The following is a 19,240-nucleotide window of genomic DNA, read 5'->3' on the forward strand; positions in this document are numbered from 1 at the left end:
GTCCCGACCGGTGTGAAGTTCTTCAACTGGATCGGCACGATGTGGAAGGGCTCACTGTCCTTCGAGACACCGATGCTCTGGGCCACCGGCTTCCTCATCACGTTCCTCTTCGGCGGGCTGACCGGCGTCATGCTCGCCGCGCCGCCCATCGACTTCCACATCTCCGACAGCTACTTCGTGGTGGCGCACTTCCACTACGTCGTGTTCGGAACGGTCGTCTTCGCCATGTTCTCCGGCTTCCACTTCTGGTGGCCCAAGTTCACCGGCAGGATGCTGGACGAACGCCTCGGCAAGATCACCTTCTGGACGCTGTTCATCGGCTTCCACGGCACGTTCCTGGTCCAGCACTGGCTGGGCGCCGAGGGCATGCAGCGCCGGATTCCCGACTATCTCGCCGTCGAGGGGTTCACCACGCTCAACACGGTCTCGTCCGTGTTCTCGTTCCTGCTCGGCTCCTCCCTGCTGCCGTTCCTCTACAACGTGTGGAAGACGGCCAGGTACGGCGAGCCGGTCAACGTGGACGACCCGTGGGGCTACGGCCGCTCGCTGGAGTGGGCGACCTCCTGCCCGCCCCCGCGGCACAACTTCCTCACCCTGCCGCGGATCCGCAGCGAGTCCCCGGCGTTCGACCTGCACCACCCCGATGTGGAGCCGGCGGAGAGGGAGTTGACGGCGCGGTGACGGCCCATGACGAGCGGGCCCTCGTCCGGCAGATCGAGGGGCATCTGCTGCTGGCCGCCGCGCGGGAGGAGGGCCGCACCGCCGCGGTCCGGCTCGGTTCCCGGCTGGGCTGGCTCACCGACACCCAGCGTGACGACGTGGAGCGGCAGTTCGAGGCGGAGTACTTGGCGCTGGCCCGGCTCTCGTGGCACCGCACGGCCGAGCGGGCGGAGGAGCTGCGGCGAGCGTACGAGGCACGGTACCGGGCGCTGCGCGCGCGGTTGCTGGCCTGCTGCGTACTGGGCTGTGCGGTGCTGGCGGCGACGGTGCTGCTTACGCTGGCCGCCACCGCGTAGAGCCGGCCGGCCGCGTCCCTCCGGTCACCGCATGGTCAGGACCATCCGGAACCGGGCCGCGCCGGCGAGCATGCGGTCGTAGGCCTCCCCGGCCTGCTCCAGCGGCACCGTCTCGGTCATCGGGCGGATGCCGTGCAGGGCGCTGAACGCCATGGTGTCCTCGACGTCCTGGGCGGTGCCGGAGGGGTGCCCGCGGATGACACGACCGGCTCCGATCAGCTGGACCGGGCTGATGCCGAGCGGCTCGGGGGTGGCGCCGATGACCACCAGCTCGCCGCGCGGCGCCAGTCCGTCGACGGTGGCCGTGATGGCCTCGGAGTTGCCGGCGGTGGCCAGCACGACCTGCGCTCCGCCGAGGGCCTGGAGGGCCTCGGCCACCGGGGTCCCGGCGGTGCTGTCGACGTAGTGGTGGGCGCCCAGCCGCTTGACGAAGCCGGCCTTCTCCGGGCCCCGGGCGATGGCCACGGTCTCGAAGCCCATCGCGACCGCGTACTGCACGCCGAGGTGGCCGAGGCCGCCGACGCCGAGGACCGCGACCAGGTCTCCCGGCCGGGCGGAACTGCGCCGCAGTCCGTTGTACGTGGTGACGCCCGCGCAGGCCATGGGCCCGGCGTCGCTCGAAGCGAGCGCGTCGGGAATCCGGGCCAGGGCGTCGACGGGGACGACGACCTGCTCGGCGAAGCCGCCGTCGTAGGCCCAGCCCGGGACCGCCAGCTCGGCGCAGAGGATGAAGTCGCCCCGGCGGCAGGCCCGGCAGTGGCCGCAGCTGCCGCCGAACCAGCCGACCGCCACCCGGTCGCCGGCCTGCCAGCCGCGGTCCCGCGCTCCCTCGCCGAGCGCTTCGATCCGCCCGGCGATCTCGTGCCCGGGGACCTCGGGGAACGTGATGCCCGGCAGTCCGGCGGTCACGAAGAAGGCGTCGCTGTGGCAGATGCCGCACGCCTCGACGGCGATGCGCACGTGGCCGGGGCCCGGCTGCGGCACCTCCCGCTCGGCCAGCTCGAACGCGCCGCCCTCGGTGGTCACCTGCGCGACTCGGTAGGTACTCATGGTCTCTCCGGAGAACGTGCGACGGCCCCCCGCACCAGCACATCAGCTCCGGACCGATCTCGCGCGCCGAACCGTCCGGGGTACGGTCGCCGGGCGTCCCGCGTCACTCGCCGCGCGGCCGCCAGCCCTCGGGCCGGAGCATGCCCAGCAGCAGCCGGACCAGCTCGTCCACCACCTCGTCCAGGGTGGCGTCCACCCAGCCGGCGGTCCAGTCGTGCAGCAGGCCGTTGACGCTGCCGATGAAGGCCGTGGCAGCCAGGCGGTAGTCGCGCGGCGCCGCCTCCCCGCGGGCCACGGCCGCGTCCGCCTCGGCGCGGATGAGGTCGATCCAGCGGGCCCGGCGGGCCAGCCGCTGCTCCTCCAGGCGGGGGCTGACGCCGACGATCTCCACGAAGGTGATGCGGACGCGGTGCGGGTCGCAGGTGACGCCGCGGGCGTAGGCCCGGAAGAGCGCGGTGGCACGCTCGGCCAGCGGCAGGCCCTCGGCGGTGGCCAGGTCGTCCAGGACGGCTTGTTCCGCCCAGTCGTTGACCTGGAGGTGCAGGGCGGCGAGGACGTCCTCCAGGGTGCGGAACTCCTCGTAGAACTGGCGCGTGGACAGACCGGCGGCCTGGCTGAGCGCGGCTACGGTGGTCGCCCGGTAGCCGGGGGTGCCGCCGAACAGCCGCAGCGCCGCGTCGAGGAAGCGGCGGCGGCGTTCGGCCTGCCGCTCCTCGGCCGACCGGCCGCCGTAGCGTCCCGTCGGCGCTCTGAGCCTGCCCTCCACGTGTCCCCCTCCGTCATCCCGCCGCTCACCCAATCTTGTCGTGCACACCTCTTGTCGAGAAGGCGGCCCCGTCCTTACTTTTCAGTAAGTTCACTGTGAAAGCACGCGTGTTCAGATTCCCCCACCGAGGAAAGAGAGCCGTCATGCCTGCTTCGAGAACCAGGCACCTGTGCTCCGTGGCCGCCGCCCTCGTCCTGGCCGCGGCCGGTCCCGCGACCGCCGCCTCGGCGGCGCCCTCCACCTCCGACAGCCTGCGTGAGGTGCTGTTCGTCGGCAACAACTGGGACGGCACCGCCGATGTCATCAGGTCCAGCGGTGACTTCGCCGAGGTCGGCCGCATCGACGTCATCCCCGACAAGGACGCGCGGATGAAGGAGATCAACGCGGACCCCGTCAAGTGGATCTACTTCCAGGCGATCCGCAACAGCGTCGGCGAGGGCCACGACCAGTACGCCGACGACATGTACTCCACCCCGGACGGCAGGTCGGTGGTGGTGTCCCGGCCCAGCTTCGCGGACGTCGTCTCGATCGACCTGGCCACCGGGAAGGTCAACTGGCGTTTTCCCGTGTCGGGTTACCGCGCCGACCACATGGCGGTCTCCCCGGACGGCACGCGGGTCGCCGTCTCCGCCTCGACCGCGAACACCGTGCACGTCCTGGACATCACCACCGGCAAGCAGCTCGGGTCCTTCGCCACCGGCGACAAGCCGCACGAGAACATCTTCACCAGGGACGGCAAGTACATCTGGAACATGGCCATCGGTGACGTCAACACGGCACTGGACGACCCCGGCTGGGACTGGACGAAGGGCGACCGGCACATCACGGTCGTGGACGCGACGACGTACAAGCAGGTCAAGGTCATCGACATGCGGCAGCGGCTGGACGCGTTCGGGCTGAAGGACTTCTCCGACGCGGTACGCCCGGCGGTCTTCTCCCCCGACGAGTCCAAGCTGTACTTCCAGGTGTCGTTCTTCAACGGCTTCCTGGAGTACGACATCGCCACCGACCGGATCACCCGGGTGAAGACCCTGCCGAAGAACCCGGCGACCAGCGAGGACCGCACGACCTGGGTCAACGACTCGCGGCACCACGGCATCTCGATGAACCCGGAGGGCACCAAGCTGTGCGTCGCGGGCACCATGGACGACTACGCGACCGTGGTCGACCGCGCCACCCTCCAGGAGGGCCCGCTGGTGGCGGCGTCCAAGCCGTACTGGGCAACGGTCAGCGGTGACGGCAAGGACTGCGTCATCTCCGAGAGCGGCGCGGACCAGGTGACGGCGATCGACTTCGCCACCGGCCGGAAGGTGGCGTCGGTCCCGGTCGGCGACCATCCGCAGCGCGTCCGCCTGGGGCACGTCCGGACCGACTGGACGGGCCCCGAGGGCAGTTGACCGGTCACCGGCCGGGCGCGGCCCGGTCGGTGGCTGTCAGGCGGTGGTCTCCGGGATGCCCCACTCACCCGGAGGCCACCTCGCCCGTATAGCGCGCCGAGGTCGGAGGCGACCGTGGTGGCGGCGGGAAAGGACACGCAGCCCGGTGGGCGGGGCCGCTGCCGGAGCGCCATAACGGCACGGCGCGCCCGCGTGCCCGGTGTCACGGACGGTCACCCGGGGGCCGTACCGGCGCACTCGTCCGGGTCGCCGGCCACGCGCGCGTGCAGGTGCTGGTCGTGCCGGCCGTCGGCGTGCAGCAGGGCGCTGCGCTGGGTGCCCTCGTAGGTGAAGCCGGCCCGGTGGGCAACCCGGCAGGACGCGGGGTTGGCCGTGGAGTGGCACAGCCGCAGCCGGTGCAGGCCCAGATCGTCCAGGGCCCACCGGGCGAGCCGGCGGGTCGCCCGTACGGCGGCTCCGGTGCCGCGGGTCTCGGGCAGCAGCCAGTAGACGATCTCGGCGGTGCCGCCCGCGAGGTCGACGTCGTTCAGGCCGATGAGACCGGCGGCCGGGCCGCCGGGCCGGGCGACGGCCCAGACCGCGCCGGTCTCGGCCCGCCACCGCTCGTGCATGCGGGCGATCCGGGTGCGGGCGTCCGCGAGGTCGGCGACGGTGAACAGGTTCCACTGCCGGATCGCCGGATCCCGTGCGGCGCCGAGCAGCGCGCCGGCGTCGTCCGCCCGCCAGGGTCGCAGCTCCAGTCCGGCGGTCAGGGCGAGCACGGGCTGGTCGCGGCCGGCCATGCGGCCCGCGGGGACGACGTCGGACATGCCGGCACTGCTGATCATCCCGGCATCCTCGCACGGGCGGCCGGACAGGCGTGGTGGCCTCGGTCAGCGCCGGGGAAGCCGGTGCAGGGTGACCTCGGTCAGGGTCGCGTCGGCGACCGTCGCCGTGAGGTAGGTGCAGTGGGGCTGGCGGCGGCGGTCGGTCGGGGAGCCGGGGTTGAGGAGGCGCAGACCGCCGGGGGCGGTGGTGTCCCAGGGGATGTGGCTGTGCCCGAAGACGAGGACGTCCACGCCGGGGAAGCGGGCGGCGCAGCGGGCCTCGCGGCCCTGCGCGGGGCCGGTCTCGTGCACGACGGCGAAGCGCAGGCCGCCCAGCTCGGCGTGGGCCACCTCGGGGAGCCGGGCGCGCAGCTCGGGGCCGTCGTTGTTGCCGTACACGCCGATCAGCCGGCGGCTGCGGCTCTGAAGCAGGTCGAGGGTGGCGGTGTCGACCCAGTCGCCGGCGTGCAGGACGGCGTCCGCGTGCGGGAGTTCGGCGAGCAGCTGCTCCGGGAGCCGCTTGGCCCGCTTGGGCAGGTGCGTGTCGGACATGACCAGGAGGCGCACGCTGCCGGCCTAGGCGGATCGGGCGGTGAGGCGGCGGACGCCGCGCACGGTGCCGAGCACGACGGCGCCCGCGCCGAGGGCGGTGGCGGCCGGGTGCCGGACCAGGGTCTCCTGCCACGAGCGGGCGTGGGAGCTGTCGTCGAAGGCGCCGTGGGCGCCCTGGTCGTCGGCGCGCTCCCGGTCCACCGGTTCGAAGAGGTTGTCCAGGCCGGCGGGCGGGATGCGGTCGGTCTGCTGGGAGTCGAAGCCGGTGCGCGCCAGGTAGCGGTCGAGCAGGGCCGGGACGAACCGGTTGGCCCAGATGGTGGCGGCGGTGGAGGCACCGACGTAGTACTGCTTGCGGCGCGGATGCCCGGCCGCGTACAGCACGCTGCGCGCGGCGACCTCGGGCTGGTAGATCGGCGCGACCGGCGTGGGGTGCTTGGGCAGCCGGGAGCGGACCCACTGGAACTGGGGGGTGTTCACCGCGGGCATCTGGGCGACGGTGATGTGCACGCTGCTGCCGCGGTGCAGCAGTTCCGTGCGCAGGGCGGACGTGAAGCCGTTGATGGCGTGCTTGGCTCCGCAGTACGCCGATTGCAGCGGGATCGACCGCTCCCCGAGCGCCGAGCCGACCTGCACGATCGTGCCCCGGTCGCGGGGCAGCATGCGCTTCAGGGCCGTGCGGGTGCCGTTGACGAAGCCGAGGTAGGTCACCTCGGTGACCCGCTGGAACTCCTCGGCGGTGATCTCCTCGAACGGCGCGAACACGGTGGAGAACGCGCAGTTGATCCACACGTCGATGGGACCGAACGCCTTCTCCGCGGCGTCGGCGACGGCCTCCAGGCGGGCCGCGTCGGCCACGTCGGCCACCTGCACCAGCGGCCGTCCGCCCAGCGCGGCGACCTCGTCGGCCGCCTCCTTCAGGCCGCCCTCGCCGCGCGCGACCAGGACGACGTCGGCGCCGCGCCGGGCGTACAGGCGGGCGGTGGCGCGACCGATGCCGGCGCTGGCACCGGTGATGACGACGGTGGGGGGCATGGACCTCTCCTCTTTCGACGCGGTGTCTGCCGGCAGGGGTTCCCCGGCGGGGTGTCCGTCACTCCACCCGGCAGGGTGCCGCCCGCTCCTCGACGGGGGCCGGGCCCGGCCCGGGTGCCCCGTCGGCTCCGGTCTTCGGGGCTGAGGTCGCGGCCGAGCCGGACGAGGCTACCGAGCCCCGCGATGCCGGAACTGCTCCGGATGGCGCAGGTTCCGTTCGCCTTCCCCGCCGTTCATGTCCGCCGTCCGAGCCGGCGCACTCCGAGGACGGCGCCCGCGGCCAGGGCGGCGGCGGAGGCGGTCGTCGCCCAGCGGGAGGTGCGGGACGGCCGGGCCGGCCGGTCGGCCGAGCGTTCGGGGTGGTCGCCGGGCAGGTTGCCGTCCAGGCCCAGCGCCAGGGCCTCGGCCAGGTGCAGGGCGCGGCGGCCGGTGCCGCCCTGTTCGATCTGGGTGCGGCAGCTGAAGCCGTCGGCGAGGACCAGGCTGTCCGGGGCCGCCGCGCGTACGGCGGGCAGGACGCCCTGCTCGGCGACGGCCATGGACACCTCGTGGTGTCCGTGTTCGAAGCCGAAGTTGCCGGCCAGGCCGCAGCAGCCCTCGTCGAGGACCTCGGGGTCGAGACGGGCGCGGCGCATCAGTTCCCGGTCGGCGTCGAACTTCATGACGGCGTGCTGGTGGCAGTGGGTCTGCACGGTAGCCGGCCGGGCGAGCCGCGGTGGCCGCCAGCCGTCCGGCGCGTGGTGGACGAGCTGTTCGGCGAACGTGCGCGTCTGCCCGGCCAGCCGCTGCACGTCCTGGTCGTCGGGGAGCAGTTCGGGGGCGTCGGAGCGGAAGACGGCCGTGCAGGAGGGTTCCAGGCCGATGACCGGGGTGCCGGCCTCCAGGTAGGGGCCGAGCACGTCGAGGGTGCGGCGCAGCACCTTCTTGGCGACGGGCAGCTGGCCGGTGGAGATCCAGGTCAGGCCGCAGCACACGGGCTCGTCCGGGACGGCGACCCGGAATCCCGCGTCCTGAAGGACCCGTACGGCCGAAATGGCGATCGAGGGGTGGAAGTAGGTGCTGAAGGTGTCGGGCCACAGGACGACGGTGCGCGGATCGGCGGGATCGGGGTTCTCGCGGTCGCGGGAGCGCCACCACTGGAGGAAGGACTCGCCGGCGAACACGGGGGCGGGGCGGGCCCGGTCGAGGCCGGCCAGCCGTTTGCCCGCGCGGGCCAGTCCGGGAGCGTGCAGCACGGAGTTGACGAGGGCGGGGGCCAGGCGGGAGAGCCGCGCCCACACCGGGAGCCAGCCCATCGAGTAGTGGGCGGCGGGGCGCAGCCGGCCCGCATAGTGGTGGGAGAGGAACTCCGCCTTCAGGGTCGCCATGTCGACACCGGTCGGGCAGTCGGACTTGCAGCCCTTGCAGGCCAGGCACAGGTCGAGCGCGTCGCGTACGGCGGTGGAGCGCCAGCCGTCCTTGACGGCGGAGTCGGCGTGGCCGCCGAGCATCTCGAACAGCAGCCGGGCCCGGCCGCGGGTGGAGTGCTCCTCCTCCATGGTGGCCCGGTACGAGGGACACATCACGCCGCCGGTGTGGCCGCGGCAGTTGCCGATGCCGACGCAGCGCATCACCGCCCGGTCGAAGGAGTGGTCGTCCTCGGGGAAGCCGAAGTGGGTGGCCGGGGTGGCGGGCCGCCAGGAGGGGCCGAGCCGCAGCTGTCCGTCGACGGGGTTCGGGTGGACGATCTTGCCGGGGTTCATCCGGTCGCGGGGGTCGAAGAGCGCCTTGAGCTCGCCGAACGCGGTCACGAGCCGTTCACCGAACATCCGGGTGAGCAGTTCGCCCCGGGCCTGGCCGTCGCCGTGCTCGCCGGACAGGGAGCCGTCGTAGGAGGTGACGAGGTCGGCGGCGCGTTCCAGGAAGCGGCGGAAGCCGGCGACGCCGTCGGCGGTCCTCAGCCCGAACGGGATACGGGTGTGGACGCAGCCCTGCCCGAAGTGGCCGTACAGGGACGGGCGGTCGTAACCGAACTCCTCGAACAGCTTCTTGAGGTCGCGCAGGTAGTCGCCGAGCCGTTCGGGCGGTACGGCGGAGTCCTCCCAGCCCTCCCAGGTCTCCCGGCCGTCCGGCGGGCGCGCGGTGACGCCGAGTCCCGCCTCCCGGGCCCTGAGCATCTTCTGTTCGCGCTCGGGGTTGTCGGAGAAGGCGACGTTCGCGTCGCTCTCGTCGCGGCCGATGGCCCGCAGCAGGGCGTGGGCCTGCCCGTCGACGTCCTCCTGGCTGTCGCCGCTGTACTGGATCATCAGCCAGCTGTCGCCCTCGGGAAGGACGGCGAGCGAGTCGAGGTAGGCGCGCTCCTCGCGCATCAGCTGGGCCATGCGGCCGTCCAGGGCCTCCAGCTGGGTGGGCGAGCAGTGCTCCAGCAGGCGGGACACGTCGTCGGCGGCGGCGCAGATGTCGTCGTAGCCGAGGACCAGCAGGGACTGGCACGCCGGCACGGGCACGAGGTCGAGTTCGGCGCGCAGGACGGTGACCAGGGTGCCCTCGCTGCCGACGAGTGCCTTGGCAAGGTCGAAGCCGTTCTCGGGCAGCAGGGAGTCGAGGTTGTAGCCGGAGACGCGGCGCGGGATCTTCGGGAAGCCGCGGCGGATGTCGGCCAGGTAGTCGGTGGCGATGCGGTCCAGGCCGGTGTACAGCTCGGCGAGCCGGCCACCGGCGGCGATGACGCGGGCGCGTTCACCGGGCGGGGTGGGGCCGACCCAGGCGCGCTGCCCGTCGTAGGTGAGGATCTCCAGGCGCCGGACGTTGTCGACGGTCTTGCCGTAGGCCTGGGCGGAGGCGCCGCAGGAGTTGTTGCCGATCATGCCGCCCAGCGCGCAGTGGCTGTGGGTCGAGGGTTTCGGCCCGAACTGGAGCTTGTGGGGGGCGAGCAGGCGGTTGAGTTCGTCCAGGACGATGCCGGGTTCGACCACGCAGGTGCGCCGCTCCGGGTCGACGCTCAGCAGCCCGGTGCAGTACTTGCTCCAGTCGATCACCACGGCGGTGTTGGTGGTCTGCCCGGCCAGGCTGGTGCCGCCGCCCCGGGAGAGGACGGGGGCGTCGAAGCGCGCGCACACCGACACGGCCCGCGCGCCCGCCTCCACGGTGCGGGGGGCGACGACGCCCAGCGGGAGCTGCCGGTAGTTCGAGCCGTCCGTGGCGTAGGCGCCGCGGCTGCCCGGGTCGAAGCGGACTTCGCCGTCCACCTCGGCGCGGAGAGCCGCCTCCAGGCCGGACGTGTCCGGAGGGGTCATCTGTGCTCCCTGGATTCACCGGTGCGCTGCCCTGTCCGCGCGGGCGAGTACCCGGGTAAACAGACAGGTAAAACTGAACAGTCTGGACTGGACAGTCTCTCCTGTCGGTCCTAGTCTGACGTCATGGCCGACATCTCCGACTCCGCCGCCCGGGCCGCGCGCGATCTGCGCGTCGTGTTCAGCAGGCTGCGGCGCCGCATCCGCGAGGTGGCGCGGGACGCCGACCTCAGCCCCTCCCAGGAGTCGGCGCTCACCCTGGCCGGCAAGCACGGCGCGGCCACGGCCAGCGCCCTCGCCGCCGCCGAGGGGGTGCGCCCGCAGTCCATGGCCACCACGCTGGCCGCCCTGGAGCAGCACGGGCTGGTCCGCCGCGCCCCCGACCCGGACGACGGGCGCCGCCAGCTGGTCACCCTGACCGACACCGGCCGGGCCCGGGTCGAGGGCAACAGGCAGGTGCGCGAGGAGTGGCTCGCCCGCGCCTTCCAGGACCGCTACACCGAGGAGGAGCGGCAGACGGTCCTCGCCGCGCTGGAGCTGATGGAACGGCTGTCGCGGCCGTGATACCGAGGCTCAGGGCCCGCACCGGGACCACCGGCCCCTCCCCCGCCGGATTCGACCGCCGGCTCATCGCGCCGATGGTCCTCGGCTCGGTCCTGAACCCCGTCAACTCCTCGATGATCGCCGTGGCGCTGGTGCCGATCGGCGTCGCCTTCGGGGCGCCGCCGGCCCGGACGGTGTGGCTGGTCTCCGCGCTCTACCTGGCGACCGCCGTCGGCCAGCCCGTCATGGGCCGCCTGGTGGACACGTACGGCCCGCGCGGGCTGTACCTCACCGGTACGGCCATGGTGGGCGTCGCCGGTCTGCTGGGCGCGTCGGCACCCTCGCTGGGGGCGCTGATCGCCGCCCGGGTGCTGCTGGGTCTGGGCACATCGGCGGCGTACCCGGCGGCGATGCGGCTGACCCGGGGCGAGGCCGAGCGCACCGGGCGGGACAGCCCGGCGGGCGTCCTGGCCGTGCTGGCCGTCGCCAACCAGACGGTGGCCGTGGCCGGGCCCGCGCTCGGCGGCCTGCTGATCGGCGTGGGCGGCTGGCGGACCGTGTTCACCGTCAACGTCCCGCTGTCCGCGGCCTGTCTAGTGCTGGGCGCCCTGCGGCTGCCGCGCACACCGGGGCGCCGGCAGGGGGGCGTGGACCTGCCCGGCATGGTGCTGTTCGCGGCCCTGCTCGTCGCACTGATGCTGTTCCTGACGGACCCGCGCGCGGACCACTGGTACCTGCCGGTCCTGTCCGCCGTCGCCGCCACCGGCTTCGCGGTGCGCGAGCTGCGGGTCCCCGACCCCTTCATCGACCTGCGGGTGCTCGGCGGCAACGGCCCGCTGCTCGCCACCTACCTGCGCCAGTTCCTGGGGTACACCACGGCCTACGCCTTCATGTACGGCTACACGCAGTGGCTGGAGCAGGGCCGCGGCCTGAGCGCCTCGACGGCCGGCCTGGCGCTGCTGCCGCTGTCGGTGTCCGCGCTCACCGTCTCCGCGCTGACCGGGCGCCGTGAGGCGGTGCGGGCCAAACTGCTCACCGGCTCGCTCCTCCAGATCGCCGGCTGCGCCGCCCTCCTCCTGGTCGGCGGGGACAGCCCGCTCTGGCTGCTGCTCGCCGTCGGCGCGCTGCTCGGCGTCCCGCAGGGCCTGATCGGCCTCGCCACGCAGAACGCCCTGTACCGGCAGGCGGACCCGGAGCGGATCGCCTCGGCCGCCGGACTGCTGCGGACCTTCATGTACCTCGGCGCGCTCGGCGCGTCCGCCGCCACCGCGGCGTTCTACCCGTACCGCGCCGACACGGCCGGACTGCACGGCCTGGCCCTGTTCATGCTCGCCGGCTCGGCACTGCTGTCGGCGACGACCCTGACCGACCGTTCCCTCGGCCGGCTGACCTCCCGCACCTCCCGAAAGGCCTGACCGACCCATGTCGCTCACCACGCTCGACCCCCGTACCGCCCTCGTCGCGATCGACCTCCAGAACGGCATCGTGGCCATGCCCACGAAGCCGTACCCGGGCGCCGACGTCGTCTCCCGCACGGCCGGGCTCGCCGACGCCTTCCGTGCCCACGGGCTGCCGGTGGTCCTGGTCCGGGTCTCCTTCGCGTCCGACTGGGCCGACGCCGTGCCGGGCCGCACCGAGCACCAGCCGCGCGGCCTCGCCTTCCCGGAGGGCTGGGACCTCATCGTGGACGAGCTGTCCGGGCACCCCGGGGACATCCGGGTCACCAAGCACAACTGGAGCGCCTTCCACGGCACCGACCTGGACGTCCAGCTGCGCCGCCGGGGCATCACCCAACTCGTGCTGGCCGGCATCGCCACCAGCATCGGTGTCGAGTCCACCGCCCGGGACGCCTACGCCCACGGCTACCACGTCACCCTCGCCACGGACGCCATGGCCGACGCCGACCCGGGCGCCCACGAGAACAGCGTCGAGCGGATCTTCCCGCGGCTCGGCGAGAGCGGCACCAGCGCCGAGATCCTGGAACTGCTCGGCAAGACCCACGCCTGACACCCGGCCCGCCGGAGGCGGGCCGGGTGCGGGTTCAGTCCTCGCCGCGCACGATGTTGTCCTCGGTGTCCGCGCCCGGGAGCCGGTCGGAGGACCGGTCCAGGACGGCGGGGAGGCAGGTGCGCACCCCCCGCTCCCGTCGGCGGTGGGCGTTCGCGCGGCCCGTCTCCGCCTCGGACACGGCCGGTTGCTCACTCGTGTGCGCGGTCACGGCGTTCATCTTCTTTCCGGGTCCCGGCGCTCGCGGGACCGGTCGGCCGGACCCGTCCGGGCCCGGGGTGCGTCGCGTGCCCGACCGGGTCCCCGGACCACGCGGCCCGCAAACACGGGCGGGCCCGGTGCCGGCTCAGGTCTGGCCGCCGCCACCGCCGCCGAACGAGCCGCTGGAACCGGACGACCAGCGCGAGCGGCTCTGGTCGTCGGCGCGCCGGGTGCCGGAGTTGCCCAGCTCGTGAGGGGTGAGCCGGTCGCCGCCCTCCGTGCGGGGCACCTCGTCGGGCTCGCGGACCTCATGGGTCTCGTGGACCGGCCCGGACGCGGGCATCTTGGGCTGCTCGTCGGGGCGCGGCGGCGCCGGCTCGCGCTCGCGCACCTTGAAGCCCAGTCGGAACGCCCAGATGATGCCCGCGACCACGGCCACCCCGGCGACGAGGATGAGGACGTACCCGAAGACCTGGGGACCCGAGGCTGCTTCGTACATGGCATTGTTCATGGTCGGCGGGTACCCGGCGAGGCGCGTGGGATGCGCGGACCGGCGCCGGTCAGCCGGCCGGCGCCGCGCACTGCGCGCCTCCCGGCAAGGTCAGGTACTCTCCGCCGCCGCCCGCTCGACCTCGGCCTCGACCTCACGGCGCGGCCGGCCCGTCTCCTTGGCGTACTCGCTGACCGCGGTCTGCACGTCGCGGGCCAGATCCCGCCAGGCGCGCAGGGCGGTCTCGTAGGTCCCCGACTGGACGCCCGTCATCCCCCGCTCGGCCGGCGGGCCGTAGGCGTCCCGCAGGTCCGCGACCATGGCGCGGGCCGCGTCGGCCGCGCACTGCTTCTGCACGAGTTCTTCAAAGGTGTGTGCCACACCAACCGACCCTAGGCACGGCTCGCGCGGCGCGCCTGTCCAACCTGTCCGAACGGCTCCCCGGGGCCGCTGCCCGGCCGGCGGGTCAGCCGTCGAGCACCAGGTCCGCCCAGACCTGCTTTCCGCCGCTGACCGGGATCGTGCCCCAGGTCGCGGACACGGCCTCCACCAGCAGGATGCCCCGGCCGCCGGTCGCCTCCCAGCCGATGCTGGCCGGTTTGACGGGGCTGCGCGGCGAGGAGTCGGCCACGGCGAGCCGCAGCCGGCGGTTGACCAGGCCGAGGTCGAGCCGTACCGGGCCGCCGGTGTGCACCAGGGCGTTGGTGACCAGCTCGGAGACGACCAGCAGGGCGGCGTCGACCGTGTCCCGGGGCACGCTCCAGGTCCGCAGGGTGCGCCGGGTGAAGCGGCGGGCGTGCCGCACCGCCTCCGGCACCCGCCACACCGTCCAGCTCTCCCGCAGCGGCCGTACGGCCATGCCGTCGTAGCGCATCAGCAGCAGGGCCACGTCGTCCCCGCGGTGCGCGCCGGTGAGCAGGGCGTCGGCGACCAGCCCCAGGTGGGCGGGGTCGGCGGCGGCCAGTTCGCGGGCGAGGCGGTCCATGCCGGCGTCGAGGTCGGTGTGGGCGGACTCCACCAGGCCGTCGGTGGTCAGCGCGATCACCGTGCCGGGCTGCAGCCGGAGCGGGGTCATCGGGAACTCGGCCTGCCCGAGTACGCCGAGCGGTGGGCCGCCCTCGGCCTGCACGATCTCGGTGGTGCCGTCCGGGTGGCGCAGCACGGGTTGCACATGGCCGGCGCGTACGCACCAGGCGGTGCCCTGTTCGACATCGACGTCGACATAGGCGCAGGTCGCGAACAGGTCGGTCTCCATGTCCAGCAGCAGCCGGTTGGCGTGGGCGACGACGACGTCCGGGGTGTGGCCCTCGACGGCGTAGGCGCGCAGCGCGGTGCGCATCTGGCCCATCAGGGTGGCGGCGCCCGCGTTGTGGCCCTGGACGTCCCCGATGACCAGGGCGACGTGGTTGTCGGCGAGCGGGATCACGTCGTACCAGTCGCCGCCGACCTCCAGGCCCGCCGTCGTCGGCAGATAGCGGGCGACGGCGACCGCGCCGGGCAGCCGGGGCAGGCGGCGCGGCAGCAGGCTGCGCTGGAGCATGCCGACGAGTTCGTGCTCGGCGTCGAAGGCGTGGGCGCGCAGCAGGGCCTGGCCGGTCAGGGCGGCGCAGGCGGTGAGCAGGGCGCGTTCGTCGGGGGCGAAGTCGTGCGGGCGGTCCCAGCCGATCAGGCAGGCACCGGCCATGCGGCCGCCGGCGGGCAGGGGCAGTACGGCGAGGCCGCCGCGGCCCACGTCGGCGAGGGCGGGTTCCAGCGCCGAGCCGTCGGACCAGATCCGGGTGCGGCCCTCGCGCAGCGCGGCGGCCAGGGTGGGCATGGCCCGCACCGGCGCGTCGGGCCACTCCGTACGCCACTCGCTGCGCCACACGTCCGGCCAGGCCTCGGGCCGGGGCGGGTCGAGGACGGTGACCACGAGCCGGTCGTTCTCCAGTTCGGCGAGCGCGATCCGGTCGGCCTGGAGCGGCTTGCGCAGCGCGGCGACGACGGCCTGGCCGACGTCCTTGACGGTGCCGGCGGTGGCCAGCGCGGCGGCCAGGCGCTGCACCCGGGCCACGTCGGTGACGCCGGAACGCTCCGTGGAGGCGTCGGTCACCGTGCCGACGAGCCGGGCGGAGCGGCCCCTGCCGCCGGGCAGCAGCCGGCCGCGCAGCCGCAGCCATCTGGGCGGACCGGCGGGCTGGAGGATGCGGAACTCCAGCTCGCGGTCGCCGATGGCCATGTGGTCGGCCTCGACGACGGACATCAGCGCGGGCAGGTCCTCGGGCACCGTGCGGCCGAGCAGGGACTCCACGCGGCCGTCGAACTCCTCCCGGCCGATCGCGAACAGCCGCAGGATCGCGTCGCCGACCTCCACCCGGCCGGTGTCCATGGCCAGGCTGAAGGCGTTCTCGGGCAGCTCACCGGTGTCGTACGCGGTGTCCGGTGCGGGTACGGCGACCGTGTGGGCGATCAGCTCCAGACAGGCCCGCTCGTCGCCGCCGAAGCCGCCGGGGTGCTCGCCGACGGCGAGCAGGCAGCCGCCGCCGGCCGGGCCGAGCGGCAGGGCGGCCAGGGAGAAGTCGGGGGACGGGGTGCGGCGCGCGTCGGGACAGCCGGCCAGCTCGGCGGGGCCGAGCCACTGCGGCCGGCCGGTGCGGTGGACCTCGGCGACCGGGGAGGCGCCGGTGGCGGCGTAGCTGTCCCGGAGGCCGTAGAGGGTGCGGGGCAGGCCGGCCGACTCGGCGAGGAAGAGCTGCGCGGGGTCGTTGCCGGGCGTGTACACCCCGGCGAAGGACGCCCCCGCGAACACGAGGGCCTGTTCGAGGACCCGGCGGAGCCGGTCGGCGGTGGCGGGTGACGCCAGCAGCGAGGCGAGGGCGGCTCCGGCGCGCTCCGGCACCGTTCTGGTTCCGCTGATCGCAGCGCCCTCACTCACCACTTCGCCATTACAGCGCGTATCGGCCGCCCGCGCAGCCCCGGTGACGTCGCTCAGCCGGTTGTCGTCCGGATGCCCCGGCTGAAGGTGGCCGTCAGCGCGGCGACGGCCACCAGTACGGGGAAGACCAGCAGGGCCGTCCTCGGCTCCCACCGGGCCAGCAGTGCTCCGGCGAGGGCGGGGGCGAGGGCGCTGGCCGAGCCGGCGGCGAGCAGCAGTCCGCCGACGACGCGGCCCTGGAGATGATCCGGGGTGACGGCGGCCTGGCGTCCGAAGAGGGCGGCGTTCGCGGTGGGCCCGAGGAACACCGCGGCGGCCAGCGGTACGGCGGCCCAGATGGTGGTGGCCAGCAGGGTGCCGACCGTCATCAGCGCGGCGGTCACCCAGCACAGCAGCGTGATCAGGACGGGCAGGCGCAGCCGCCGCTGGAGCGTGGGGGCGGCGAAGGCGCCGAGGAACCCGCCCAGCGCGAAGATCGTACCGGCGAGGCCGACGAGGAACGGCGACAGGCCGGCGCGGCGGAGCGACAGGGTCATCGCGAAGATCATGCCGGTGAAGGCCATGTTGAGCGGGGCGGCGATCAGCAGCAGGGAGCGCAGGAAAGGATGGCCCAGCAGGAACCGCACGCCTTGCGTGGCCGACGCGACGGCGGCCGGGGGCGCCTCCTGCCGGGGCTGCTGGAGGGGCCGGCGGATGAACAGGACGGCCGCCAGCGACAGCAGGAAGCTCACCGCGTTGCCGAGGAAGGGCAGCGCCCGGCCGAGCCCGAACAGCAGGCCGCCCAGGGGTGGGCCGGCCAGTGAGACGCCGTAGGTCCGTGCCTCGTTACGGGCGACGGCGGTGGTGAGCTGGTCGATGGGGACGAGGTTGCGGACCGCGGCGTGCTCGGCGGTGCTGAAGACGGCGGTGGCGGCGGAGCCCGCGACGACCGCCGCGAGGATCAGCGGCAGCGTGGCCGTGTCCGTGACGACCGCGCAGCCGAGGAGGGCGTACACGGCGATCCGCAGGACATCGCAGACGATCATGAGCCGGCGCCGGTCGAAGCGGTCGGCGAGGACACCGGCCGGCAGCCGGCACACCATCGTGGTGACGAGGCCGGCGGTGCCGACGAGTCCGGCCCGCGCCGGGGAGCCGGTCCACTGGAGGACCAGCAGGGGCAGGGCCAGGTCCACCATGGCACCGCCCAGGTCGGACAGGCACTGACCGGTCCACAGCAGGTTGAAGTCGCGGTTGCGCCACAGGCTGGGCGGCCGTCCGGTGTCCGCGCGCCCGGCGGCGCCCTCGGTGAGCGGCTGTCGGGTCACACGGGATCCTTGGCGTCCGAGGGCTCCAGGGGAGCCGTGAGGGATGGGGTGGCTGCGGCCGGCGCGACCGGTGGGGCCGGCGCGGTGGGCGGAAGAGCCGGGGTGGCCACGGAGACCGAGGCGGCCGCGGGCAGCGCGGCGCCCGTGGGAGCGCCCGGGGCGACCGCGCCGGCCGGGACTCCGGCCGTGATGCCCGGGAGAGCGTCCGAGGCGACCGCGCCCGCCGGGACGCCGACCGTGAGGCCCGAGGGAGCGTCCAGGCCGACCGCGCCCGCCGGGGCGCCGGTCGTGTCCGGGGTGCCGGTGACGGCACCGGCACCGGTCTCCGTGTCCGCACCCGGGGCGACCGCGCCGGCCGGGACGCCGACCGTGGCGCCCGTAGAAGCGTCCAGGCCGACCTCGCCCACCGGGGCGCCGGCCGCGGCGCCCGTAGAAGCGTCCGAGGCGACCGCACCCGCCGAGGTGCCCGCCGTGGCCGGGGTGCCGGTGACGGCACCGGCACCGGTCTCCGTGTCCGCACCCGGGGCGACCGCGCCGGCCGGGACGCCGACCGTGGCGCCCGGAAGAGCGTCCGAGGCGAGCGCGCCCACCGGGGCGCCGGCCATGGCGCCCGAGGAAGCGTCCGAGGCGACCGCACCCGCCGAGGTGCCTGCCGTGTCCGGGGTGCCGGTGACGGCACCGGCACCGGTCCCCGTGTCCGTGCCCGGGGCGACCGCGCCCGCGGTGCCGGTGACGGCCCCGGCCCCGGTCTCCGTGGCCGTGCCCCGGGCGGCCGGGCCCGCCGGGACTCCGGCCGCGGCGCCCGGGAGGGCGTCCGAGGCGACCGCACCAGCCGCGGCGCCCGAGGGAGCTTCCAGGCCGACCGCGCCCGCCGGGGCGCCGGTCGTCGCCGGGGTGCCGGTGACGGCCCCGGCCCCCGTGGCCGTGCTGGCCCCCGGGTCCGTGCCCGGGGCGGCCGGGTGCGGCGTCGTCGGGATGACGAGCAGCTTGGTGACGGTGCCGTCGTCGTCGACGACGTCCCGGACGTGCCGGAAGCCCAGGCGGCGGCACATGGCGAGGCTGGCGGTGTTGCCGGCGCCCACCATGCCGTACGCCTCGGTGAGCCCCAGGTTGTCGGCGGCGTGCCGGAGCAGACCGCGCACCACCTCGCCGCCCAGTCCGCGCCCCCAGTAGCCGGGGGCGAGCGCGGTGACGAGTTCGTGGCCGTCGACGTTGCCGGTCCGCTTCACCTCGGCGTGACCGACGTACGTGCCGGACAGCCACAGGCCCCACACGTCGAAGCGGTGGTTCGGGTAGACCTCGTCGAGGATGGCGCGGAACAGCTCGCGGATCTCCGGTTCGGGCACGCGCTCCTGGCCCATCCAGCGGCACACCTCCTCGTCGCGCAGCAGGCTGACGAAGACGTGCTCGTGCTCGGGCCGGTACGGCAGGAACTCCAGGCGTTCGGTGCGCAGGACGGGGGTCATGGCGGGCTCCTCGGGAGTGGTGCGGTGCGGTGCTGTGAGGGCCGAGGGCGGTGGGGCGCCGGGCGGGGAGGAGTGGGGGGCGTGGAGCGGCTGGGGGGTGCCGGGCCGGCCGGTGCGGCCGGCCCGGCGTGCCGGTGTCGCGGCCGGGTCAGGCCCCGGCGTTCTCCATGCGCTCGCGCAGGCTCTTCGGGCGCATGTCGGTCCAGACCTCGTCGACGTAGGCGGTGCACTCGGCCTCGGTGCCCTCCTTGCCGACGGGCTGCCAGCCGGCGGGGACCTCGATGTCGGCGGGCCAGAGGGAGTACTGCTCCTCGTCGTTGCGCAGGACCTGGTAGCGGGTGTTCTCGTCCATGTCGGGTTCCTTCGTGGTGTGGGTCGGGCGGTCGGTCCGGGTGGGTCGTGCGGGGGCGGGGGGACGGGT

The 19,240-nt window shown here is 74.4% G+C and carries 19 protein-coding genes; 6 read left to right on the forward strand and 13 right to left on the reverse strand.

The window, feature by feature from the left end:
- Both ABZ117_RS21025 and ABZ117_RS21030 read left to right on the forward strand, forming a co-directional pair.
- A partial coding sequence (locus ABZ117_RS21025) for a cbb3-type cytochrome c oxidase subunit I (RefSeq protein ID WP_356822847.1) occupies positions 1–681 on the forward strand: 681 nt, incomplete at its 5' end.
- Positions 678–1,016, forward strand: a complete 339-nt coding sequence (locus tag ABZ117_RS21030; protein ID WP_356822849.1) for a hypothetical protein — start codon at positions 678–680, stop codon at positions 1,014–1,016. The genes ABZ117_RS21025 and ABZ117_RS21030, both read left to right, overlap by 4 nt.
- A gap of 24 nt (positions 1,017–1,040) precedes the next feature.
- Here ABZ117_RS21030 and ABZ117_RS21035 read toward each other — a convergent pair whose 3' ends face one another.
- Positions 1,041–2,066 (reverse strand): alcohol dehydrogenase, encoded by a 1,026-nt coding sequence (locus ABZ117_RS21035; RefSeq protein ID WP_356822851.1) that lies wholly within the window; start codon positions 2,064–2,066, stop codon positions 1,041–1,043.
- Positions 2,067–2,169: 103 nt separating this feature from the next.
- Positions 2,170–2,832 carry a TetR/AcrR family transcriptional regulator gene (locus ABZ117_RS21040; protein ID WP_356822853.1) on the reverse strand — a complete coding sequence of 221 codons (663 nt, stop codon included), beginning with the start codon at positions 2,830–2,832 and terminating at the stop codon, positions 2,170–2,172.
- 143 nt (positions 2,833–2,975) lie between these two features.
- On the opposite strand from ABZ117_RS21040, the gene ABZ117_RS21045 reads away from it, so the two are divergent.
- Complete coding sequence (locus ABZ117_RS21045; RefSeq protein WP_356822855.1) at positions 2,976–4,229, forward strand: YncE family protein; 1,254 nt, start codon at positions 2,976–2,978, stop codon at positions 4,227–4,229.
- Positions 4,230–4,441: 212 nt separating this feature from the next.
- Here the strand turns inward: ABZ117_RS21045 and ABZ117_RS21050 are convergent, their stop codons facing one another.
- The 4 genes from ABZ117_RS21050 to ABZ117_RS21065 form a co-directional block, all read right to left on the reverse strand.
- Positions 4,442–5,056: a GNAT family N-acetyltransferase gene (locus ABZ117_RS21050; RefSeq protein ID WP_356822857.1), complete on the reverse strand. Its 615-nt coding sequence runs from the start codon at positions 5,054–5,056 to the stop codon at positions 4,442–4,444.
- A 45-nt stretch (positions 5,057–5,101) separates the two neighbouring features.
- Positions 5,102–5,602, reverse strand: a complete 501-nt coding sequence (locus ABZ117_RS21055; protein WP_356822859.1) for a metallophosphoesterase — start codon at positions 5,600–5,602, stop codon at positions 5,102–5,104.
- 9 nt (positions 5,603–5,611) lie between these two features.
- Positions 5,612–6,622 (reverse strand): SDR family oxidoreductase, encoded by a 1,011-nt coding sequence (locus tag ABZ117_RS21060; RefSeq protein ID WP_356822861.1) that lies wholly within the window; start codon positions 6,620–6,622, stop codon positions 5,612–5,614.
- Between the two features lie 233 nt (positions 6,623–6,855).
- Positions 6,856–9,897 carry an FAD-linked oxidase C-terminal domain-containing protein gene (locus tag ABZ117_RS21065; RefSeq protein WP_356822863.1) on the reverse strand — a complete coding sequence of 1,014 codons (3,042 nt, stop codon included), beginning with the start codon at positions 9,895–9,897 and terminating at the stop codon, positions 6,856–6,858.
- A 123-nt stretch (positions 9,898–10,020) separates the two neighbouring features.
- On the opposite strand from ABZ117_RS21065, the gene ABZ117_RS21070 reads away from it, so the two are divergent.
- From ABZ117_RS21070 to ABZ117_RS21080, 3 genes are read left to right on the forward strand one after another with little or no spacing between them, the layout of a single operon-like run.
- Positions 10,021–10,458, forward strand: coding sequence for a MarR family transcriptional regulator (locus ABZ117_RS21070; RefSeq protein WP_356822865.1), 438 nt, complete (start codon positions 10,021–10,023; stop codon positions 10,456–10,458).
- Entirely contained in the window at positions 10,455–11,852 is a 1,398-nt protein-coding gene (locus ABZ117_RS21075; RefSeq protein WP_356822867.1) for an MFS transporter, read from the forward strand. The genes ABZ117_RS21070 and ABZ117_RS21075 overlap by 4 nt, the downstream gene beginning before the upstream one ends.
- A 7-nt stretch (positions 11,853–11,859) precedes the next feature.
- Positions 11,860–12,444, forward strand: a complete 585-nt coding sequence (locus ABZ117_RS21080; protein WP_356822868.1) for an isochorismatase family protein — start codon at positions 11,860–11,862, stop codon at positions 12,442–12,444.
- 34 nt (positions 12,445–12,478) lie between these two features.
- Here the strand turns inward: ABZ117_RS21080 and ABZ117_RS21085 are convergent, their stop codons facing one another.
- The 7 genes from ABZ117_RS21085 to ABZ117_RS21115 form a co-directional block, all read right to left on the reverse strand.
- Positions 12,479–12,664: a hypothetical protein gene (locus tag ABZ117_RS21085; protein ID WP_356822870.1), complete on the reverse strand. Its 186-nt coding sequence runs from the start codon at positions 12,662–12,664 to the stop codon at positions 12,479–12,481.
- 126 nt (positions 12,665–12,790) lie between these two features.
- Entirely contained in the window at positions 12,791–13,156 is a 366-nt protein-coding gene (locus ABZ117_RS21090) for a DUF6479 family protein (RefSeq protein ID WP_356822872.1), read from the reverse strand.
- 90 nt (positions 13,157–13,246) lie between these two features.
- Positions 13,247–13,516 carry a hypothetical protein gene (locus ABZ117_RS21095; protein WP_356822874.1) on the reverse strand — a complete coding sequence of 90 codons (270 nt, stop codon included), beginning with the start codon at positions 13,514–13,516 and terminating at the stop codon, positions 13,247–13,249.
- A gap of 85 nt (positions 13,517–13,601) precedes the next feature.
- On the reverse strand, positions 13,602–16,052 hold the full coding sequence (locus ABZ117_RS21100) for a SpoIIE family protein phosphatase (protein ID WP_356822876.1): 2,451 nt from the start codon (positions 16,050–16,052) through the stop codon (positions 13,602–13,604).
- A 50-nt stretch (positions 16,053–16,102) separates the two neighbouring features.
- The gene (locus tag ABZ117_RS21105) at positions 16,103–17,353 is read right to left on the reverse strand and encodes an MFS transporter (RefSeq protein ID WP_356822877.1); all 1,251 of its coding nucleotides are present in this window, start codon (positions 17,351–17,353) and stop codon (positions 16,103–16,105) included.
- Positions 17,350–18,819 carry a GNAT family N-acetyltransferase gene (locus tag ABZ117_RS21110; RefSeq protein WP_356822879.1) on the reverse strand — a complete coding sequence of 490 codons (1,470 nt, stop codon included), beginning with the start codon at positions 18,817–18,819 and terminating at the stop codon, positions 17,350–17,352. Before ABZ117_RS21110 ends, ABZ117_RS21105 begins: the two co-directional genes overlap by 4 nt.
- A gap of 148 nt (positions 18,820–18,967) precedes the next feature.
- Positions 18,968–19,171 carry an MbtH family NRPS accessory protein gene (locus tag ABZ117_RS21115; protein WP_356822881.1) on the reverse strand — a complete coding sequence of 68 codons (204 nt, stop codon included), beginning with the start codon at positions 19,169–19,171 and terminating at the stop codon, positions 18,968–18,970.
- Positions 19,172–19,240 lie beyond the last annotated feature (69 nt).

The sequence above is a fragment of the Streptomyces sp. NPDC006309 genome (assembly GCF_040613095.1).
Classification (GTDB): Bacteria; Actinomycetota; Actinomycetes; order Streptomycetales; family Streptomycetaceae; genus Streptomyces.